The following is a 21429-nucleotide window of genomic DNA, read 5'->3' as shown; positions in this document are numbered from 1 at the left end:
GCGGACAAGGTGAATGGCCGCGCAGCGGACAGAGAATGTGGCCTGGGCCAGCGGGCTCCTACAAGTGTGGAGGCCTCAGGCAAACAGTGATTTCAGGCTGCTGAGGGTCTCTGTCGCGCGCTGTTCGTTGGCCTCGGCGGTGTCGGCATCGCCGCCCTGCCACTGCAGGTCGTCCGGCGGCAGCTCGGCGAGGAAGCGGCTGGGTTCGCAGCTGATGATCTCGCCGTACTGGCGCCGCTTCAGGGCCATGGTCATGGTCAGGGTTTCCCGCGCGCGGGTGATGCCGACGTAGGCCAGGCGCCGCTCCTCGGCGATGTTGTCCTCATCAATGCTGGCGCGGTGCGGCAGCAGTCGCTCTTCCATGCCGATGATGAACACGTGCGGAAACTCCAGGCCCTTGGAGGCGTGCAGGGTCATCAGCTGGACACTGTCGGGGCCGGCCTTTTCCTCTTCCTGCTGTTCCAGCAGGTCGCGCAGCAGCAGCCGGCTCACCGCTTCATCCAGGGCGATTTCCTCGTCCCGCATCACCCGCTCCAGGCTGTCGACCAGGAAGGTGACATTGCCCATGCGGCGCTCCGCCACATCCTCGCTGGAGCTGAGCTGCAGCAGCCAGTCGGCGTAGTCGATGTCGCGGATCAGCTGGCGGATGGCGCCGATGCCGTTGCCGCCCTCGGCCTGGCGGCGCAGGCCGGACAGCCAGTGGTGGAACTCCCGCAGGCGTTTGAGGCCGGCCTCGGGCAGGGCGCCGGCATCGATATGCTGCAGCCCCTGGCTCAGGCTGCAGTGTCGACTGGTGGCATGGGCACCCAGCGCTTCCAGGGTGGAGGGCCCCAGCTTGCGTCGCGGCACGTTGGCGATGCGCAGGAAGGCGTTGTCGTCGTTCTCGTTCACCAGCAGGCGCAGGTAGGCCATGATGTCCTTGACCTCGTTGCGGGCGAAGAACGAGGTGCCGCCACTGAGGTGGTAGGGTACCTGCTGCTGTTGCAGGGCCAGCTCCAGCAGCCGCGACTGGTGATTGCCGCGGTATAACACGGCGTAGTCGCCAAAGCGGGTGCGCTTGCGCAGCTTGTGGTCGAGGATCTCCGCCACCACCTGGTCCACCTCGTGCTGTTCGTCGGTGCAGCGCAGCACCCGCAGCGGGTCGCCGGCCCCCAGTTCACTCCACAGCCGCTTCTCGAACACGTGCGCATTATTGGCGATCAGGGTATTGGCGGCCTTGAGGATGCGCGCGGTGGAGCGGTAGTTCTGCTCCAGCTTGACCACCTTCAGGCCGGGGAAGTCTTCCTGCAGCAGGGCCAGGTTTTCCGGCCGCGCGCCGCGCCAGGCGTAGATGGACTGGTCGTCGTCGCCCACTACCGTGAGGCCGCCGCCGAGGCCGATCAGCTGGCGTACCAGCAGATACTGGCTGGCGTTGGTGTCCTGGTACTCGTCCACCAGCAGGTAGTGCAGGCGCTCCTGCCATTTCTTCAGGACCGCGGGCTGGTGCTCGAAGAGGATGGTGGGCAGCAGGATGAGATCGTCGAAATCCAGCGCATTGTAGGCCCGCAGGGCCTTGCGATAGCGCTGGTAGGCCTGGGCGAAGAGCATGTCGGCGGGGCTTGTGGCGTGGGCCAGTGCCTGCTCCGGCAGCACCCGGTCGTTCTTCCAGTTGGAAATGCGCTGCTGGATCAGCTGGGCCTGGTCACCTTCGGCGCCGTGCTCCTGAATCAGCAGGTCGCGGATAAGGTTGCGCGTGTCCTCGCCATCGAAGATGGAAAAGCCCGCTTTCATCTCCAGCGCCTTGCGCTCCTCGCGGATGATCTTCAGGCCCAGCTGGTGGAAAGTGCTGACGGTCAGCCCCTCGGCGGCCTGCGACCCCAGCAGCGAGCCAACCCGCTCCTTCATTTCCCGCGCTGCCTTGTTGGTGAAGGTGACCGCGGCGACATGGCGAGACTGAATGCCGCACTGCTCCACCAGATAGGCAATCTTGCGGGTGATGACGCTGGTCTTGCCGCTGCCGGCGCCCGCGAGCACCAGCAGGGGGCCGTCGATGTAGCGCACAGCCTCGCGCTGGCGGGGGTTGAGTTGAGTCATTTGCCTGGGTTCGGGTGCCGTCAAACAGGGTGGGCAGTGTAGCAGGATTCCTTACCCTGCAGGCGGGCTGGCCCAACCCAGATCATCGAGAATGACATACATCGCCGGGAGTACCAGCAGTACCAGCACAGTGGCGCTGAGCAAACCGAACACCACGGCAATGACCAGCGGTTTGATGGCATCTGCCTGGGTGCTGGTTTCGGCCAGCAGTGGCAGCAGGCCGGCAATGGTGGTGGTGGAGGAGATCAGGATGGCGCGCAGGCGGTCGCGGCTGGCCTGGCCGGCGGCGGCGATGCTGTCGAGCCCGGCCTCCCGGTGGCTCTTGATGAAGTGGATCAGCAGAATGGCATTGTTGACCACGATACCGGCCAGGGATGCAGCGCCAATCAGCGAGGGCATGGACAGATAGTAGCCCATCAATACATGGCCCCAGATGGCACCGACGAAGGCCAGCGGAATTGACAGCATGACAATCAGCGGCTCGACGTAACTGCGGAACTGGAAGGACAGGACCACAAAAATGCCCACCAGACCGATCAACAGGCCGCGACCGATGGAGCCACCGGTTTCGGCAGAGTTGGCTACCTGCCCCTCTATGCTCACGGTGACGCCGGGGTGGCGCTGCTGGAACTCATCCAGCCACGCCTTGCGCAGGTCGCTGATAATGGTCTGTCCGGTGGCAAGGCGAGTATCGACATTGGCTTCCACGGTCACCGTGCGCCGGCCATCAATGCGGGTGATGCGGGCCCAGTCCCTGCGCTCGGTCATGTGGGTCACCACATCGAGCGGCACTCGGCTGCCATTGGCCAGGACGATGGTCTGGTCGCTCAGGTCGCCGAGACTGTCACGGTCAGCGAGGTCCTGCCTGACCAGAACTTCGACGTCCTGCTCGCCGATGCGCAGAGTGTCGGCGATTTCGCCCAGCAGTGCCGCGCGCAGCTGCGCCGCAACGTCCTCCCCGGTCAGGCCGAGGCCGTAGGCGCCTTCCGCGAGGGCAAAGGTGCGCTGGGGTTTGCCCGGGCGCAGATCGTCGATGACATTGTAGACGGCGGCATAGCTGGCCAGGCGGGCGCCGAGTTCCCTGGCAGCCTGCTTCAGGCTGTCCAGGTCCTCGCCCTGCAGGCGCAGCTCGATCGGTATGCCGGCGGGGCCAAAGCCCGGTTCCTGGATGATCAGCCGCTCGAGCCCGGCAATGCTGCCGATCTCTTCCTGCCAGGCCGCCGTCAGTTCATCCAGCGTCACATTGCGTCGCTCTGCGGTCAGCAGGTCGACCATCACGGTAGCCACATGAGCACCGGATTCGCGGGCGCTGGGGTTGTGGTTGAAGCGCACCTGCATGGCTTCGACGAGCGCTGCTGCCCCCGGTTGCCCGGGCGAATAGCGAGCGTCGAGTCGCGCCATGGCCGCTTCAACCTGGGCAGCCACTGCCTCGGTGCGCTGCAGGGGGGTGCCCTGGGGCATCAGGATGCGCGCTTCCAGGACATCGCCATCGATGGCGGGCATGGCCTCGCTGCCGATATGGCCGCCCGCGAGAAAACCCGCTGAACCCAGCAGGATGGCGAGTACGCCCCCCAGCACTGGATAGCGATAGTGTATCGCCCGGTCGGCCGCCTGCCCCACGCGTTCCCGGAATTGCCCGAAACGCACTTCGAAGGCAGTGCGAAAGCGGGAGGCCTGTTGCTCGCGCAAAGTTGCGATACTGCCCTTGAGGTGGTGGGGCAGAATCCAGAAGGCCTCGATCAGGCTGGCGGCCAGGGCCGCTATCAATACCACCGGCAGGACTTCCAGGACTGCGCCCATCTCCCCGGCCAGGAACGACAGCGGTGCGAACACGGCGACGGTGGTCAGGAACGAGGACAGGACGCCGGGGATCACCTGCCGCGCCCCGCTGACGACGGTATCCAGCGGCGAGCGCTGGTCGCTGGCGTGGGTCGCGATATTGTCGGTAATGACGATGGCGTCATCCATGACGATGCCGATGGCCATCAACAGCGCCACCAGGGTGATCATGTTGAGGGTCAGACCGGTGAGCGCCATTGCCAGGAATGCACCCATGAAGGCTGCGGGCAGCCCCAGCACCGCCCACAGCGCCAGCCGGGGCCGGAAGAACAGGCTCATGACCAGAACGACCAACGCCAGCCCCATGATGCCGTTGGCCACCAGCATCTGCAGCCGGTCGCGGACGATGCCGGTCATGTCCTGGGTCAGGGTCAGTCTCAGCAGGCCGTCGACACGCGCGTGCTCCTCTGCCAACAGCGCTTCCAGTCCGGCCTTCACCGACAGGGCATCGGCGCGCAGGGATTTGCTGACTTCCAGAACCAGCGCGGTTTCGCCGTTGAAGCGCAGCTTGTCCTCGGGGCGCTCCCCGACCTCCCGCAAGGTGGCGATATCACCCAGTGTCAGTTCGCCACCCTCGGGCTCGGAGATCACTACCAGTGACGCCAGCTCGCGCAGTGAGCGGCGTTGTTCGGTGAAGCGCAACTGGATGTCCCGGTCGGCGGTTTCCAGGGTGCCCAGCGGCAGGTCCAGACTCTGGCGCGCGACTCTCTCCGCCAGCTGGCGGGCGGAAAGCCCGTACTGTCCCAGTACGTCGCGGCGGATTTCCACCTGCCACTGGCGTTGCGAGAGGCCGCGCAGGGTCACGTTGGCCACGCCCGGTAGCGCCATGATCCGCTCTTCCAGTTGCAGCGCATAGTCTTCCAGCTGTCGCCGCGGCAGGTCCCCGGCGATGGCCACCGCGACGACCATGTCACTGCGGTGGAGTTCGCGTATCACCGGCGCCTCCGCGCGGTCTGGCAGTGTGTCGAGCGCACGCACTTCGGTCTGCAGTTCATCGAGAAAGCGGAGGACCTCGCCACCTGCCATCATCGTCGCGGTGGCGCTGGCCAGATTGTCCTGGGCAACGCAGCGCAGCTCCTCGAGGAAGTCGACACCCTTTACCGCATCGTGGAGTCGCCGGCAGATGGCATCCTCGACATCGGCGGCACTGGCACCGCGATACACCACCTCAATGGACACTTCGGTCGGGCGGTAGTCGGGGAAGGTTTCGCGCTTGAGTTGCGGTGCGGCAAACAGGCCGGCAGCGAGCAGCAGTACCAGCAGCAGATTGGCTGCCGTCGGGTGGCCGGCAAACCAGCGGATCACGACTGCGTCCCGCGGGCAGCGGCGGCGATACGCGTTTCCAGGGCCTCGTCCCGCTGGGGCGCGAGCAGTGTGCCGTCGATGGCCAGCGGCAGGTCATCGACCACGATACGCTCCCCCGGCCCCAGGCCCTTGCCGATCACTGCCAGGTCACCCTGTTCAAAGGCAACATCGACTGTGCGGCGCCGCAGGCGGTTGTCGCTGTCGACCAGGTAGAGTTCGCCCTGGTGCACAGCCGTCGCCGGCACCACCAGGCGCGGTTGTGGGCTCGGCGCGGCAAGCCTGACCCGGGTGTACATGTCGCGCTGCAGTGGTGGTCGGTCGGGTGGCATGGCGTCCCGGTAGGGATGGGCCACCCGCACCACGACCCGCACCGTGCGGGTGGCGGGGTCGAGGCCGCTGGCGACGCGCACCACCCGCCCGCTCCAGCGCACTTCCGGTGCCCCGGCCAGTGCCAGCTCCGCGCTGATGGCGGACAGGTCGACGCGCTCGCCGAGATCCAGCGCATCGTCGGGCGGGTCCGGCACGATGACACTGGCCAGCAGGCGCCGCAGCGAGGACATGGGAATGCGCGCCTCGACTTCCGCGGCCAGCAGGCTGTCAGCCTGGAACAGCTGCTGGCCCTGGGCCGCGTGCTGGTGCAGCTCAACGTGGATGTCTCCCAGGCGCAGGTCATACGGGGCCACGAACCGGGTGTCTTCGAGGTCGCGCCGGGCCTGCTCCAGCCGGGTCTGGCTCCGGTCCCGCTGCGCCTCCAGTATCTCGCGCCGCGCCGGCAGCAGCGCCAGCGTATTCTCGAGCACGGTGACGGCCTGGCGCTGGGCCAGCGTGTTCCGGCGCTGCTCGTCCCGCCGCGAGCTGGAAACTGAACCGCTGGCGGCGAGCCGCTCAATGCGGGCCAGTTCTTCTTCGGACAGCACCAGGCGTTCCTGCTCCAGGTTCAGCAGGCGCAGGGTGTTGTCGTGCTCCCGCTCCAGTTGCGTGAATTCGGCGGCGAGACTGCCCAGTTGGCCCCGGGCTTCGGCGATCGCCAGCTGGTAGCGGCTCGGGTCCAGTGCCAGCAGCAGTGTGCCCGCGGGGAGCAGGGCACCGTTTTCCAGATCGGGATGCCGTTCGACCACCCGGCCGGCGACGTTGGCTGTCGCCCGCCAGGTCTCCGCGGGGCGCGCGATACCGTGGCCCCGCGCCTCGAGCTGGAACTCCAGGGCGGTTGCGACAATGATGTTGACGGGGGTTGCCGCAGTGGCGGCTGCATCCCGCGCCGGTGGCTGGCGCAGGGCGACAAAGAGGACCAGGAGGACCAGCCCCGCCACCAGGCCAGGCAGGATGCCGGAGCGACGTAACGCGTGTGGGAGCGGAAGCTTCATCGCGTGCTCCCCGGGTCCTTGCGGATGCCGTGCAGGTAGATGGCAAAAACCCCCGCGGCCATGCCGCCAATGCGCGCCATGTCCCCCAGCATCAGAGCCTGCATGACCAGGCCCTGGACAGTGCCAATGAACTGGGTGGCGGCAGCATCGATATCGAGCCCGGGTCGCAACAGGCCGCCCTGGTTGGCCTCAGCCAATCTGTCCCGGACACACTCGCGGTAGCGCAGCAGGAGTGAGCGAACTACTCGCCTGGCCGGTGTCTGGCGATCATGTTGCAGTTGCCCCACGAGTAGCCGGGGCACCCCGGGGTGCTGGGCAATGAAATCGATATGGGCGTGGAACATCGCTTCCAGTGCCGCGATGGGGTCCCCGGCGCCGGCGGCGGCCGCTTCGAGGCGCGACATCACCTGCTCTGCCGCCCAGCTGGCAACCGCTTCCCAGATCGCGTCCTTGCTGGGGAAGTGCTTGAATAGCGCGCCCTGTGTGACGTGCATATGCTCGGCGATATTACCGGTGGTAATGCGGGCAGGGTCTTCCCTGGCACAGATATCGACGACTGCGGCAACCGTGCGTGCACGACGCTCGTCGGCGGAGAGATAAGTCTTGGCTGGCATTGCTGTTCTCAAGAAAAGAAGTAATTGATTACTATCTTTAGACGTCCGGAGCCAGGCTGTCAAGGGCTGCCACCGGTTGTGGCCGCGGCGGTGGCGCAGGGAGTCACACGGTGGTCATAATGAAGCGCTAGGGTCTGCCAGGGTGCACAGTCAAGATTGCAGGAGCGAGCATGAAAGGAACCGCCATCCCCGGCCCCGCCGATGCGGCGTTTGTCGCCAACGAAGAGCCGGTCCGCACGCCAGTGAAACAGCCCGACTTTGAGGCGGTTGCAAGCGCTCGCTATCCGCGCAGGTCCGTTCTCCGCGGTGGTCTCGGGCTGGCAATCGCGAGCCTGTTTGGTGGTCTGCCGGGCCCTGTGCGGGCGCGCCAGCAGGGTTCGGGTGGAGCCACAGGATTGCTGGGCTTCGAGGCGGTTCCCGTCAGCCGTGCGGACACCGCCGTCGTGCCGCCGGGCTACCGGATACAGGTCCTGTTGCCCTGGGGTGAGCCGATTACCGGCACCTATCCGGCATTCTCGCCCGACAATACCGCTGCCGAACAGGCCATGCAGATGGGCGCCCACCACGACGGAATGCACTTTTTCCCGCTCGCGGGCAGCTCCCGAGAGGGCCTGCTGGTGGTCAACCACGAGTACGCCGAGCCGCGCCTGATGCACCGTGCTGCCGCGGGACTGGGGCTGGTCAGCTTCGACGTGCCGCTGCGCACGGATGGCAGCCGCGACCCGGATCAGGTGCTGAAGGAAATGCATGCCCACGGGGTCAGCATTGTGCATATCCGTCGCGACGACGACGGCCAGTGGCGGCCGCTGCGGGACTCCCTGAACCGCCGCATCACCGCCCTGACGCCGATGGTGTTCAGTGGCCCCCTGCGCGGCGACCCGCGCCTGCAGACCGCCTACAGCCCGGACGGCCTGCGCGGTCGCGGCACGCTGAACAACTGTGCCAACGGGGTCACGCCCTGGAACACCTACCTGACCTGCGAGGAGAACTGGCGCTATTACTTCGTGCGTGAACCGGGTGCAATACCCGCCACGCTGTCCCGCTACGGGGTTGGCCCGTTGAATGCCTGGCGCTGGCACCTGGCGGCAGCCAATGCGGGCGAGGCGGCGGACCGGTACGCACGCTTTGACGCCACGCCGCGCGCCGACAGCCCGCAGCAGGACTACCGCAATGAACCCCATGCCTTCGGCTGGGTGGTGGAAGTCGACCCCTTCGATCCGGCCAGTACCCCGGTCAAGCGCACCCATCTGGGCCGCTTTGCCCATGAAAGCGTGGTTTTCGCGCCGGTGCGGGAGGGAGAGCCGGTGGTGCTCTACTCCGGTGATGACTCGATGTTTGAGTACATCTACAAATTCGTCTCCACCAGGCCCTGGCACGCGGCCAGCGCCAGCGGCGCGCTGCTGGACGAAGGTACGCTCTATGCCGCGCGTTTCGACAGTGACGGCAGCGGCGAGTGGCTGGCGCTGGCGCCCAGCGTCAATGGCCTTGGTCCTGAAAACGGTTTCGCCACCCTGGCGGATATTCTGTTGAATACCCGCGGTGCCGCCGATGCAGCCGGGGCCACGCCCATGGACCGACCGGAATGGGGCGCCGTCGATCCCGGTACCGGGCAGGTGTATTTTACCCTGACCAAGAATACCCGGCGCAGCGCCGGGCAGGCGGGGGGGGCCAATCCCCGGGCGGACAATGCCATGGGCCAGATCGTGCGCTGGCGCGAGGCCGGCAATGACCACGCCGCGTCGACTTTCACCTGGGACCTGTTTCTGCTGGCGGGTGATCCTGACTCCGGGCGCGACCTCCAGGGCAGGCCCCTGGGCGCCGACAACCTGCTCGCCAATCCCGATGGACTCTGGTTCGACGCCGACCGCCGCCTGTGGATACAGACCGATATTTCAGACCTGGACCTGAACAAGGGGCGCTACCGGCCCATGGGCAACAACGCCATGCTCGCCGCCGATCCGGACACGGGTGAACTGCGGCGCTTTTTCACCGGCCCGGCAGGTGCCGAGATCACCGGCTGCGTGACCACGCCGGACCAGACCACCCTGTTCATCAACGTGCAGCATCCGGGCGCCAGCACCTCGGCGGAGGATTTCGCCGCGGGCAGGATGGACAGCCACTGGCCCGGCGGCGGGAAATCGGTGCCGCGCTCGGCGACGGTGGTGATTACCCGGGATGATGGTGGCAAGATAGGGGCCTGACCAGCGCTATGGCATACCGGGATGGCGGCACACTACAGAACCTTTGTTGTCGCCAACCCGGCCGCGGGCGCTGGCAGTGTCGCCAGGCAATGGCCGCTGATCGAGCGTTTGCTGCGCGCCAGAATACCGCAGCTGGAATATGCGTTTACCGAAGGCCCTGGGCACGGGACCCAGCTGGCGCGCGAGGCCCTGCACGCCGGTTGGGAGATGGTTGTCGCCGTCGGCGGCGACGGCACCCTGAACGAGGTGGTCAACGGCCTTTGCGATCAGCCCGATCCGCACCGCTGTTACGCCCTTGACGAGCAGGGCTGGATCACGCGGCGGGCATCGGCTCCGCAAGCCACGAGTGCCACGGCAGTGCTGGGTATCGTGCCCCTGGGTACGGGCAGCGATTTCCGGCGCAGCATCGGACTTTCCGGTGGCTTGCGCGAGAACATTGAGCTGTTGGCCGGGCACGAGACCCGCGCCATCGATCTCGGTCAGATTGGCTACCTGGATCGACGGGGTGAGCTCGCCACCCGCTTTTTCATCAATATCTCCAGCGCCGGCTTCAGTGGCAGGGTGGTCCACTTCGCCAACCGCGGCTGGAAGGGCGCTGGCGGCCGGCTGAGTTTTATTCTCGCTGCACTGCGCGCACTCGCTGCCTGGCAGAACCCGGAGGCGGCGGTGCGCCTCGACGACATTGAGATCCGCGGCCGCATGCTGGCGCTGGTCGTCGCCAACGGTGCGTATTTCGGTGGCGGCATGCGGATTGCGCCCGGTGCCCGTCTTGACGACGGCCAGTTCGAGGTGCTGGTGCTGGGTGATCTGCCCCGATGGCAGCTGCCGGGGCTGCTGCCAGGGATCTATCGCGGCAGCCATCTGCACCATGCGCGGATAACCCGCCATCGCGCCCGTCAGGTGTCACTGCGTCTCACCGCGGCGGCCCCGGGCCTCGTGGACCTGGATGGGGAGCAGCCTGGCTACCTGCCGGCCACCTGGAATCTGTACCCGCGGGCGCTGCGGCTCAAGGTTCGGCGCGGCGGCACCAGCACCGGCTAGCGCAGGCGCTCCAGCAACAGCGCACTGCCGGTACCCGCCGCACCCGCGGCGGAGACGATGCCCCACTGCAGGTCGCGCCGCTCCAGCTCGTCGAGCAGGGTGCCCGCCATGATGGCGCCGGTGGCGCCCATGGGGTGACCGAGGGCAATCACGCCGCCATTCACGTTCAGCTTGTCATCCGGGATGTCCAGTTCCCGCATCGCCACCACGCTGACCGCGGCGAAGGCCTCGTGGATCTCGAACAGGTCGATGTCGGCGGCGCTCAGGTTCTGGTCGGCCAGGAGTTTGCGGGTGGCTTCAACGCAGCCGCTCAGTACCTGCAGCGGGTCGGCATTGACCGTGGCGCTGGCTACGATGCGGGCGCGGGGGCGCACCCCGCTGTGCTCGCCCCAGACCTCATCGGCAATCAGCACCAGGGCGGCGCCGTCCGCCATGGCGGGGGAGTTGCCCGGGGTGTGGATATGCTCCACCTGCTGCAACTGCGGGTAGCCCGCGAGCTGGAAGGCATCGATGCCGGCGGCGCCGGCCTTGGCAAACACGGCGGGCATCTCTGCCAGTTGGGCGGTGGTGGTATTGGCGCGAATGCATTCGTCGGCGCTGACCGTGGTGCCGTCCTCCAGGGTGATCGGCACAATGGAGCTGAACCAGCCCTGATCCCGGGCGTGGGCCGCGCGCTGCTGGCTGGCCGCAGCGACCGCGTCGGCCTCCTCCCGGCTGATACCGTGGATAGTGGCAATGAGGTCGGCACCGTTGCCCATCATCAGCATCCGGCACTGGGCGGCAAACTGGGGGTCGGTGAACACCCGGGCCTGGTCCGACAGCATCGGTACCCGCGACATCATTTCCACCCCGCCGGCCACCGTCACCCCGGCCTGGCCGGCGCCGACCTTGAGCGCCGCCAGCGCCATGGCGTCGATGCCGGAGGAGCAGTAGCGATTGACCGTCAGGCCCGGCACCGAGCCGGGCCAGCCCGCGTACAGGGTCGAACTCTTGGCGATGTTGCCGGCCTGCTCGCCCTGTTGGGTGACACAGCCGAGGATAACGTCGTCCACCTCCGCCGGGGTCAGTCCGGTGCGCTCTACCAGCGCCGCGTAAAGCTGCTGCAACAGCGCCTGCGGGGTCAGGGAATTGAGGGCGGCGCCTTCTTTTGCGCGTCCGCGCGGGCTGCGCAGGGCATCGTAGATAAAGGCAGATTTCATGCACCGACTCCGACAATCAGGCTGACACAGGTGGTGGCGCTGCCACCGAGGTTGAAAGTGGCCATGTTCTCGGCCCGGCCCAGCTGGTAGTCGCCGGCGCGGCCGCTGACCTGGCGGGCGCAGTCCAGGGCCATGCGCACGCCGGTGGCGCCCACCGGGTGGCCGAGGCCGATCAGGCCGCCACTGGGATTGATGGGGAAATCCCCGTCCCGGGTTATGCGGCCTTCCTCCACCGCCTTCCAGCTCTCGCCCGGCGCGGTCAGGCCGCTGTGATCGATGGCCATGTACTCGGTGACCGAGAAACAGTCGTGGGTCTCCAGCCCGTCCAGGTCCGTGACCTGGCTGAAGCCGCCGCGGCGCAGCGCGTCCTGCATCATGGCCTGGACGTGGGGGAACAGCAGCGGCTGGCCCGCGCTCAGCTGCAGCTTGCGCTCCAGCAGGATGGGGGCGGAGCGGTGGCCCCAGCCCTTGATTCGGGGGATGTCGGCAAGCTGCAGGCCCTGCCTCGCGGCGTGTTCACGCGCGGCCTTTTCGCTGGCGAGAATCACGCAGGCGCCGCCGTCGGTGATCTGGCCGCAATCCATTTTCCGTACCCGGCCCTCGATCACCGGGTTCAGCTCATCATCCTGGCTGAAGCAGCCGGGCGGGAATTTCCAGTCGCGGGTCTGGGCATTGGGATTGGCCTTGGCGTTGCCGAAGTTGATTTCGGCGATGCGCGCGAGATGTTCGCTGTCGATGCCGTGACGCTGCTGGTACTCGCGGGTGATGCGATCGAACATGTGCGGCCAGGGATAGTCGCAGTCGGTAGCTTCGTGACCCTGCCAGGCGGCTGCTCCCAGATACTCGGCGCCGGTCTTGCCGTTGACGTTGCGCATGTACTCCAGGCCCAGCACGCAGGCGACATCGTAGTGGCCGGCCTCGATGTCGCGCATGGCGCTGAGCATGGCGATGGAGCCCGAGGCGCAGGCCGCCTCGTGGCGCGAGGTCGGTATCGAGGCCAGTTCCGGGTAGGCCTGGCCAAAGAAGCCGTTGATCAGCCCCTGGCCAGTAAACAGCTCTGCCACGAAGTTGCCGACGTGGCCCACCTCGATCTGCCCGGGCTCTATGTCGGCATCAGCGATGGCGTCCGCCAGCACCTCGGTGAACATATCGTAGATTTCCAGGCCTTCCCGGGCCCAGTTGCGGCTGAAGTCGGTCTGGGCGCCGCCCAATATATAGACGTGGCTCATGATGTCTGTCCTCGTTGTGCAACCTGCTGCTGGAGTTCGCCGCGCACCACCTTGCCCACCGGGTTGCGGGGCAGGGCGCCGAACACTTCCAGCCGCTCGGGCAGTTTGAATTTGGCGATGCCCTTGTCCTGCAGCCAGCGGCACAGGGCGTCGAGTTGTGGTGCCGGTTCGCCCTCTGCGGGCACCACGCAGGCGCAGATCTTCTCTTCCAGGTCCGGGTCCGGGTAGGCACACACCGCCGCCTCCGCCAGCCCGGGGAATCCCTCCAGCAGGATATCCAGCTCCGCCGGGGAGATCTTCATGCCGCCGCGGTTGATGATGTCCTTGCAGCGGCCGACGATGCGGTAGTAGTTGGGCGGCTCGCCACAGATTTCCACCAGGTCACCGGTGCGGAACAGGCCGTCGCTGGTGAACACGCCTTCGCCGTCGTGGTCCAGGTAGCCATCGAACACCGCCGGGCCGCCGATGCACAGTTCGCCCGGCACGCCGGCTGCCGTGATCTCGGCACCGGTTTCCGGGTCGATGACGCGGGTGGTGATGGACTCGTGGGAGTGGCCCTGCCAGGGCATGTCCGGCACGCCGAAGCGCGGGAACATCTGTGCCCGGTATTCAGGCGACGGTGCCACGTCCGGGGTGGAGAACAGGCTGATGCCCTCATTGGAGCCGTAGAAATTGATGATGGGCTTGCCGTACTCGCCCTCGATTACTGCGATCATGGCGGGCGACAGGGGCACGGAGCCGGAGCCAAAGGCACGGATACTGCTGAAATCGCATTGTGCCCACAGGGCGGGCTGTTGCGCCAGCCGGTTCAGCAGGGCCGGCGGCGCGATGGTGAAATTCACCTGTTCTTCCTGGATCTGGCGCAGGAACATTGGCGGGTCCATGGGCTGGTGCAGCACCAGCTTGCAGCCGTTGATCACCGAGGGAAACAGGAAGCCCCCGAGGGCGGCCATGTTCACCAGCGGGAAGGGTACCAGCAGGGTTTCACCGGGCTGGTAGTCCCCCGCGGCCATGGTATTGCGTGCCATCGCCCGCCACATGTTGTGGGAGCGGGGCACGCCCTTGGGGGTGCCGGTGGTGCCGGAGGTCCAGACCACGGTGAGGATGGCGTTGGCATCATCGGGATACTGCAGGCGATGTTCCTGATAGGCGGACAGCAGTGCCGGGTCGGTGACCGCTTCGCACTGCAGGTCAGTGCCCAGGGTCCACACCGGCACTGTTGCCAGCGCCTGGCGAGCCTGGGCGGCGAGTTCGGTGTCGCGGAACCGGCCCAGGGTCAGCATGGCCGCCGGGCGCAGGGTCGCGGCGAAACGGGCGATCTCGTGGCCGCCATACTGGATGGGGATGGGAGAGATCACCACGCCGAGCTTGCTGGCGGCGTAGTAGCAGACTACCAGTTCGCTGATATTCGGCAGCTGCACCAGCAGCCTGTCACCGTGCTGCAGGCCCAGCCCGAGCAGCTGTGCCGCCAGGCCGTCGCTGAGGGTGTCCAGGTCGCTGAAGCTCAAGCGCCGGACGGGCATGCCGGCCAGCTCGGCCTTGTTGGGCTGGTCCACCAGGGCAGTGCTGTCGGCGCTGTCCTCCACCCGCGTGGCGAGGATGCCGTGCAGGGTTTCATGGCCCCAGTAGCCGGCCTCGGTCAGGGCCCGGATCCGGGCAGTTGGGCTGGTGTGCATGGTCTATCCCTCGCAGGCGGCTCGATACTCCGCTTCCAGACGGTCGATCAGCGTCGCAATCGGCAGGATGTCGTGGATGGCGCCCACACCCTGGCCCGCTGACCACACGTCCCGCCAGCGCTTGGCATCGCTGGTGGACGCCGCAATGTCTATGGTGGCGCCTTCCGGCATATTAGCGGGGTCGTAGCCCGCTGCAACCAGGCTGGCCCGGAGCCAGTTGGCCTTGACCCCGGTGAGGGCGTCGGAGCAGATGATGTCGGCACCGCTGGCGTCCACCACCATCTGCTTGTACTCCGGTACCGCCATGCTCTCCTCGGTGGCGATAAAGCGGGTGCCCATGTAGGCGTAGTTGGCGCCCAGTACCTGCGCCGCGCGCACGCCGCGGCCGCTGGAGATGCCGCCCCCCAGGACGATATCCCCGTCCCAGAACTGGCGCACTTCCTCGACAAAGGCAAAGCCCGCCTGCTGCCCGGTGTGGCCGCCAGCGCCCGCGGCGACCAGTACCAGGCCATCCACGCCGGCCTCCACCGCCTTGGCGGCGAAGCGCGTATCGATGACGTCGGCAAACACCTTGCCGCCGTAGCTGTGCACTGCCTCGATGGCCTCCCTGGGGCTGCCGAGGGCGGAGATCACCAGCGGTGCCTGGTACTTGACCGCCAGCTCGAGGTCCTCGAAACGGCGGCTGTTGGAGCGGTGCATCATCAGGTTGACTGCCCAGGGGCCGTTCTGTTCCCCGCTGACGGCGGCGGTGATCTGTTGCAGCCATTGCTCCAGCTCGGCAGTGGTGCGGGCGTTCACCGAGGGGAAGGTGCCAACAATGCCTGCCCTGCAGCTGGCGATAACCATGGCGGGGCCTGACTGCAGGAACATGGGTGCCTGGAAGACGGGGATTCGGAGCTGGGACAGGTCGCGGGGCATGGGGTCTCCAGAGTCACTTGTATTAAAAGACCAGCATGGTAAAGCGCTTTCCGATTGCAGGCAAGGCCGCGACCTGTTTTGCCACGACGGGCCTCAGGGGCGCCGCGGGGGCATGGGGATCAACCCGCTGGTGCGGGCCATGTACTCCGCGTAGCCCGGTTTCTCGCGGGCCAGTTTCTTGTCCAGAGTGCGCTGGCCAGTGACGTTGATGACCAGGTAGCTGTAGGCGAGAGGGCCGATGATGGTCAGGAAGCCGAACGGTACCTCGCAGGCGACCAGCCAAATGCCCCACCAGACGCACAGTTCACCGAAATAGTTGGGGTGGCGGGAATAGCGCCACAGCCCCGTGCACAACACCTTGCCCTGGTTGCCAGGATCGGCCCGGAACTGTTGCAAGTGCCGGTCGGCGACAGTCTCCGTTACCAACCCCAGCAGCCACAGGGCGGTGCCGGCCACGGCCAGCCAGCCGGGCGCACCGGTACCCAGTTGCATGCCCACCTGCACCGGCAGTGAAGCCAGCCACAGTACCAGCGCCTGCAGCAGGAAGACCTTGCGCAGGCTGAGCCAGATAAACGCGCGCTCGTCGTTCACCCAGCCGCGCAGTTTGCTGTAGCGCGGGTCTTCACCGTGGCCCCAGTTGCGCGCCATCAGGTAGGCGGTAATCCGCAGTGCCCACAGCAGCACCAGCGCCAGCAGCAGCCATTGCAGGGCACCGGTGGTGGGCGCCAGCAGCAGGCTGGCAATGGTGATGGCGACGATGATCAGGGCGAAGAACATGTCGATGATGCTGACATCCTTCAGCGGGATGCTCGCCAGCCAGAGTGTGATGGCCGCGGCGAGGGCCACGCCAAGGTTGATCGCGAGGAGCAGCGCAAGGTCGATCATGAGGGCAGGCTCCCGCTAAAGCTCATAAACATGGCGACCGCGGAAGGGAAGTCCCTGTCCGGGGGCCTCAGGCCGGACCAGACCGCGGTCATGTCCGCGGGCGTGCCGCCGGTGGCAGCCGGGGCGCTCAACAGCGACCGTGCCCGGGCAATATTGCCGCCGCCGGCCACCAGGGTTTCGCCATTCAGGGGGCAGCTGTCACCGACCAGCCAGGCCACCACCGGCGCCACAGCCTCCGCGCTCAAGCGCTCGCGCAGGGCGGGCGGCAGGCTTTCCTCGGTCATCGCGGTATTGGCAAAGGGCGCGATGGTGTTCACCCGCACGTCGTGGGGTGCCCCCTCCAGGGCCAGGGCGTGGCAGAGCCCGATGATACCGGCCTTGGATGCGGAGTAGGCCGGCAGGCCATGTTCGCCATACAGCCCTGCCGCGGAGCTGCTGACCACGATGGCGCCGCTGCGCTGGCGGTACAAGTGGGCAAAAGTGGGGTGTAGAAGCTGGGCTGTTCCCATCAGGTTGATTTCCACGATGCGGCGGAACTCCTGCAGCGTCTGCTTGTGGAAGGAAGTGGCTTCCGACACCCCGGCGTTGGCGATCACGATATCGAGGCGACCGAAATGTTCCAGGGCTGCGGCGAGCAGCTGCTCGCCGCAGGCCGGGTCCGCAGCGTCGCTGTAATCCGCGACCGCCGCGCCTCCCGCCGCCGCGATCTCGCCGACCACCGCGTCCGCGCTGCGCACGCTGTCGGCCGCGTGGGCGCGGTTGTTGACGACTACCCGGGCGCCGCGGGCGGCCAGTTCATGGGCATAGGCCCGCCCCAGTCCCTTGCCCGCACCGGTGACAATGGCGACCTTGCCCGCCAGGTCGCCGGGGCCCTGTTTCCCTGTCTGTGCCCTGTTCGCCACGCTGTCACCTGTTACTTTTATAAAGAGACTGCGAGTCTAGCCAAGCGGCGCAGGTCTCGCAAGCTCGAACTGTGAGCCCTTCTGCGAAGGGCGCATTTTAACTTGCATAAAAATACCTGATGCCTATAATCCGGATAAAACCCATGCCCGCAGGTGCTTGAATCGGCGGGCCAGATGCCCAGGGAGCGCGTCATGCAGAGCCTCAGCAAAGTCAGTGAATATCCCTCCGTTGACCAGTGTATCGGCGGTGTCACCGAGTTCTCCGACACTCACCCGTGGATCTACACCCTGGACAATCCCTACCTGCACGGAGTCTATGCCCCCACCGCGGACGAGCTGGATGTCTCCGGCCTGACGGTGGAAGGCGAGCTGCCGGCGGACCTTGAGGGCGCCTATTTCCGCAATGGCCCCAACCCGGTGTTCAAGCCCAAGAACCGCTACCATCCCTTTGACGGCGACGGCATGGTGCACGGCGTGTACTTCCGCGATGGCCAGGCCGCCTACCGCAACCGCTACGTCAACACGATAGCCCTGCAGGGGGAGCGGGCCGACGGCCGCTCAATCTCACCCGGGGTCATGGGGCCATTTGATTACAGCCTGTCGCCCTTTGGCATCAAGGACACCTCCAACACCGATATCTTCATCTACAACGGCGACCTGATGAGCCTCTGGTACAACGCCGGCCACCCCTACCGGCTCAATGCACACAGTCTTGCTACCAAGGGTTACTACGACCTGCAGGGGCGCCAGCAGCGGCGCATGTCGGCGCACTCCAAGGTCGACCTGGCCACGGGCGAGCTGCTGTTCTTTGATTACGGCGATGAACCGCCCTACATGACCTATGGTGTTGCGGACCCATCCGGCAAGCTGTTGCACGAGGTGGCGATCGACCTGCCGGGACCGCGTCTGCCGCACGATATCGGTTTCACGCCCAACTACACTATCCTGCACGACCTGCCGTTCTTCCACGACATGAATGTCCTGCGCCAGCACGGCTACCGGGTGCTGACGTTTCACACCGACATTCCCACCCGCTTCGGCCTGATTCCGCGCCACGGTGCCGGCAGCGATGTGCGCTGGTTCGAGTGCGAGCCCTGCTACATCCTCCATACCAGCAACTGCTGGGAAGAGGGCGACTGGGTGATCATGGATGGCTGCCGCTCCACCAACCCGATGCCCGACGCCCAGCCCGGCGAGGGCGAACTGGCCTCCATGCTGGCCTACATGCGGCTGGAGGCAAACAATTACCGCTGGCGCTTCAACCTGCGTACCGGCGAAGTGCGGGAAGGGCCGATCGACGATCTCAACACCGAGTTCAACAAGACCAACCCGCTCTACCACGGGCGCAAGAGCCGCTACGCCTACCACCAGCGCATCCCCCTGCACCACGAAGGCGGCTACACCCTGCGTTTTACCGGCCTGGTGAAGTACGACAACGATACCGGCCAGCGCTGGCAGTGGGATTATGGCGCTGGCGTGTTCGGCAGCGAGGCGGTGTTCGCGCCGCGCCGTGGCGCCACCGCCGCTTCGGGCGAGGATGATGGCTATGTCATCACCCTGGTGACGGACAGCAATACCTGGCAGTCACACTGCCTGGTGTTCGATGCCGCGGATATCGAGCAGGGGCCGGTGGCGCGGGTGCTGATGCCGCATCGCGTGCCCTACGGTTTTCACGCCACCTGGGCGCGGGGAGAGGACCTCTACCGCAGGTAAGCGGTCTTGTTTTTCACCAATCTTGCGATACACTAGGTTCATTAATGCAAGCCACTATAACCGATAACTTCCGCACGAGGCTTCTATGAAGACCAATACACTCCGCAATGCCATCCACGCCCTGGCCGTGCTGCCCCTGGCTCTGCCCATGGTTGCCTCGGCCCAGCAACAGCTGGAAGAGGTCGTGGTAACCGCTGAACGGCGCGCCCAGAGTATTCAGGATGTGCCCCTCTCTGTCGCCGCGCTGGCCGGTGATGATATCGAGGTCGGCAAGATCAGCGGCCTCAACGATATTGCCTTCCGTACCCCGGGCCTGACCTACAACCAGTTCAGCATTGGCGAGCCGCGCATCTACATCCGCGGTATCGGCAACAGCTCGGATTCGGCGGGCAGCGACCCGGCCGTGGGCGTGTTCCTGGATGAAGTCTATATCGGCCGCACCGGCGGCGTCGGTTTCGACCTGTTTGACCTGGAGCGGGTGGAAATCCTGCGCGGGCCCCAGGGCACCCTGTACGGCAAGAACACCAACGGCGGCGCCATCAATATCGTTACCTCGCGCCCCTCCCAGGAAACCGAGCTGCGGGTGCGGGTCTCGGCCGGCAGTGACGAGCTGCGCCATTTCCAGGGCCTGGCCAGCGGCGGGCTCACCGACAAGGTCGCCGGCAAGCTGGTCTACTCCTTCCGTGACCGCGATGGCTATGGCCGCAACGTGATCACTCCCGCCGACATCAATACCTCTGGCAACTTCGCCAACAGCCCGATCATTGGCGAGAGCTTCGGCGCCGGCAATGCCGGGGAAAAGATGGATGACGCCCGCGCGGTCAGCGCCCGGGCGCAGCTGATGTTCGACATCAGCGAGCGCGTCGACCTGCTGCTGACGGCTGATTACGCCCGCGATGAGACCAACGGTCCCTGCCGCCATATCCAGAACGTGGATTCGGCCATCGCCGGGCTGGCGCCGTTCTGGCGCATCGGCATGTCCGAGCGCTACATGGAAGATGATCGCAACTGTGCTTCCCAGTTCGATACCTCGCAGAAGCGCGTGGTCGAGGGGGTGATGGCCCGCTTTGAAGTCGACTTGGACTGGGCCAGCTTGACCTCCATCACTGCCTGGCGCTCCAGCGACTACAACTGGGTGGACGACCTTACCGGCATCCCCCTCAACAACCTGAGCGCGCCTTCGCCCCCGGGCGTACCGCTGCCTCCGGGCTTTTTCACTGCCCCGGGCAACGTCGTCAACGGTGCCGAGGAAGAGGCCTCGCAGTTTTCCCAGGAGTTCCGTCTCGCCGGCAACAGCGAGCGGCTGAACTGGCTGGCCGGCGCCTTCTTCATGGAGGAGGATGTGGAGCGGGCCGAGGAGTTCTATACCCAGTACAGCACTCCGTTGCAGGGGCTGGGGCTGGCGGGCGTCGGCGATGTGCTCTTTACCCAGGACAACACCACCACCAGCTACGCGGTCTACGGCCAGGCGGACTATGACCTCACCGAGCAGCTGACCCTGACCTACGGCATACGCTGGGCCGAGGACGAGAAGGAAATCACCCAGAACTCCATCGACCTGCTGGATACCACGCCTTCCGGCGTGCCCCTGATCCTGCCGTCGTTTGCAGCACCGGTGTTTGCCGAGGACTCCTGGTCCGAGGTGACCCACAAGCTGTCCCTGGCCTGGCGACCCACGGATGACCTGATGCTCTATGCCACCTACTCCGAGGGCTTCAAGAGCGGCGCCTTCCAGTCCCAGACCAACCTGGCCAGCGTGGCTGGCGAGCCGGTGGATCCGGAAATCGTCGAGAACATCGAAGTGGGCATGAAGTCCTCCTGGTGGGACAAGCGCCTGCAGTTAAACCTGTCCTACTACGACATGGACTACGACGACCTGCAGGTGTTCGAGCTCAACAGCCGCTTCCTGCTGGTACTGCTGAACGCCCAGGCCGAATCAAAGGGCTTCGAGGCGTCCTTCGACGTCGTGCCCTTCGAGAACTTCACCCTGAGCGCGAGCTACAACTACAGCGACGCCACCTTCAAGGAGTTCATCAACTCCAATGGCGTTGACCTGGCGGATCGCAGCCTGCCGTTTGCGCCGGACGGTTCCCTTACCAGCACTGCCAACTACCGGGTCAATCTCGGCAATGGCAGCGCCCTGGACTTCGGCCTCAGCTACAGCTGGAAGGACGAGTACTACAGTGGCCCCCAGAACCGGCCGGTGGAGCTCCAGGAGAGCGTTGAGCTGATTGATGCGAGTGTCAGCTGGACCAGCGCCGATGGTTCCCTGGCGGTGGATGTCTGGGGCAAGAACCTCAACGACGAACTGCAGATCACCAACCGTATCGTCGACCCCACTGGCGTGACGTCGGAGTACTATATGCCGCCGCGCACCGCCGGTGTCACTCTAACCAAGAGTTTTTGAGGCACGTGAGGCAGCCTGGAGTGCCGGGCTGCCTCCTCGTCACGGCAGTGGAGGTGAGTCCTG

The 21429-nt window shown here is 66.0% G+C and carries 14 protein-coding genes; 4 read left to right on the top strand and 10 right to left on the bottom strand.

Translation table 11 applies throughout. The features are described 5' to 3' along the window. Positions 1–75: 75 nt before the first annotated feature. Genes rep through RLO07_RS09850 form a run of 4 tightly spaced genes read right to left on the bottom strand, consistent with a single transcriptional unit; the run spans position 76 to position 7195 of the window. Positions 76–2073, bottom strand: coding sequence for a DNA helicase Rep (gene rep / locus RLO07_RS09865; RefSeq protein WP_462291968.1), 1998 nt, complete (start codon positions 2071–2073; stop codon positions 76–78). A 51-nt stretch (positions 2074–2124) separates the two neighbouring features. Then, complete coding sequence (locus RLO07_RS09860) at positions 2125–5217, bottom strand: efflux RND transporter permease subunit (protein ID WP_462291967.1); 3093 nt, start codon at positions 5215–5217, stop codon at positions 2125–2127. Further along, entirely contained in the window at positions 5214–6581 is a 1368-nt protein-coding gene (locus RLO07_RS09855; RefSeq protein WP_462291966.1) for an efflux RND transporter periplasmic adaptor subunit, read from the bottom strand. Before RLO07_RS09855 ends, RLO07_RS09860 begins: the two co-directional genes overlap by 4 nt. Continuing rightward, entirely contained in the window at positions 6578–7195 is a 618-nt protein-coding gene (locus RLO07_RS09850) for a TetR/AcrR family transcriptional regulator (RefSeq protein WP_462291965.1), read from the bottom strand. The genes RLO07_RS09855 and RLO07_RS09850 overlap by 4 nt, the downstream gene beginning before the upstream one ends. A 170-nt stretch (positions 7196–7365) precedes the next feature. Here RLO07_RS09850 and RLO07_RS09845 point away from each other — a divergent pair, with 170 nt between their 5' ends. Together RLO07_RS09845 and RLO07_RS09840 are read left to right on the top strand one after the other, a co-directional pair. After that, positions 7366–9396 (top strand): PhoX family protein, encoded by a 2031-nt coding sequence (locus RLO07_RS09845; protein WP_462291964.1) that lies wholly within the window; start codon positions 7366–7368, stop codon positions 9394–9396. A gap of 21 nt (positions 9397–9417) precedes the next feature. Further along, positions 9418–10437: a diacylglycerol/lipid kinase family protein gene (locus RLO07_RS09840; RefSeq protein ID WP_462291963.1), complete on the top strand. Its 1020-nt coding sequence runs from the start codon at positions 9418–9420 to the stop codon at positions 10435–10437. Here the strand turns inward: RLO07_RS09840 and RLO07_RS09835 are convergent. The 6 genes from RLO07_RS09835 to RLO07_RS09810 all read right to left on the bottom strand — a co-directional run bounded on the left by RLO07_RS09835 (position 10434) and on the right by RLO07_RS09810 (position 17246). Then, on the bottom strand, positions 10434–11636 hold the full coding sequence (locus tag RLO07_RS09835; protein WP_462291962.1) for an acetyl-CoA C-acyltransferase: 1203 nt from the start codon (positions 11634–11636) through the stop codon (positions 10434–10436). The two genes, RLO07_RS09840 and RLO07_RS09835, sit on opposite strands and share 4 nt — an antisense overlap. Next, positions 11633–12865, bottom strand: a complete 1233-nt coding sequence (locus RLO07_RS09830) for an acetyl-CoA acetyltransferase (protein WP_462291961.1) — start codon at positions 12863–12865, stop codon at positions 11633–11635. The genes RLO07_RS09835 and RLO07_RS09830 overlap by 4 nt, the downstream gene beginning before the upstream one ends. Next, the gene (locus tag RLO07_RS09825) at positions 12862–14541 is read right to left on the bottom strand and encodes a class I adenylate-forming enzyme family protein (RefSeq protein ID WP_462291960.1); all 1680 of its coding nucleotides are present in this window, start codon (positions 14539–14541) and stop codon (positions 12862–12864) included. Before RLO07_RS09825 ends, RLO07_RS09830 begins: the two co-directional genes overlap by 4 nt. Positions 14542–14544: 3 nt before the next feature. Beyond that, on the bottom strand, positions 14545–15459 hold the full coding sequence (locus RLO07_RS09820; protein ID WP_462291959.1) for an NAD(P)H-dependent flavin oxidoreductase: 915 nt from the start codon (positions 15457–15459) through the stop codon (positions 14545–14547). 93 nt (positions 15460–15552) lie between these two features. Next, positions 15553–16344, bottom strand: coding sequence for a DUF1295 domain-containing protein (locus RLO07_RS09815; RefSeq protein ID WP_462291958.1), 792 nt, complete (start codon positions 16342–16344; stop codon positions 15553–15555). Next, entirely contained in the window at positions 16341–17246 is a 906-nt protein-coding gene (locus tag RLO07_RS09810; protein WP_462291957.1) for an SDR family NAD(P)-dependent oxidoreductase, read from the bottom strand. Before RLO07_RS09810 ends, RLO07_RS09815 begins: the two co-directional genes overlap by 4 nt. 192 nt (positions 17247–17438) lie before the next feature. On the opposite strand from RLO07_RS09810, the gene RLO07_RS09805 reads away from it, so the two are divergent. Together RLO07_RS09805 and RLO07_RS09800 are read left to right on the top strand one after the other, a co-directional pair. Beyond that, positions 17439–18959, top strand: coding sequence for a carotenoid oxygenase family protein (locus RLO07_RS09805; protein WP_462291956.1), 1521 nt, complete (start codon positions 17439–17441; stop codon positions 18957–18959). Between the two features lie 85 nt (positions 18960–19044). Next, entirely contained in the window at positions 19045–21366 is a 2322-nt protein-coding gene (locus RLO07_RS09800; RefSeq protein ID WP_462291955.1) for a TonB-dependent receptor, read from the top strand. Positions 21367–21429 lie beyond the last annotated feature (63 nt).

The sequence above is a fragment of the Haliea sp. genome (assembly GCF_040221975.1).
In the GTDB taxonomy this organism is placed as follows: Bacteria; Pseudomonadota; Gammaproteobacteria; order Pseudomonadales; family Halieaceae; genus Haliea.
Note: the sequence above shows the minus strand (reverse complement) of the source record. Positions and strands in the feature narration are given on the sequence as shown.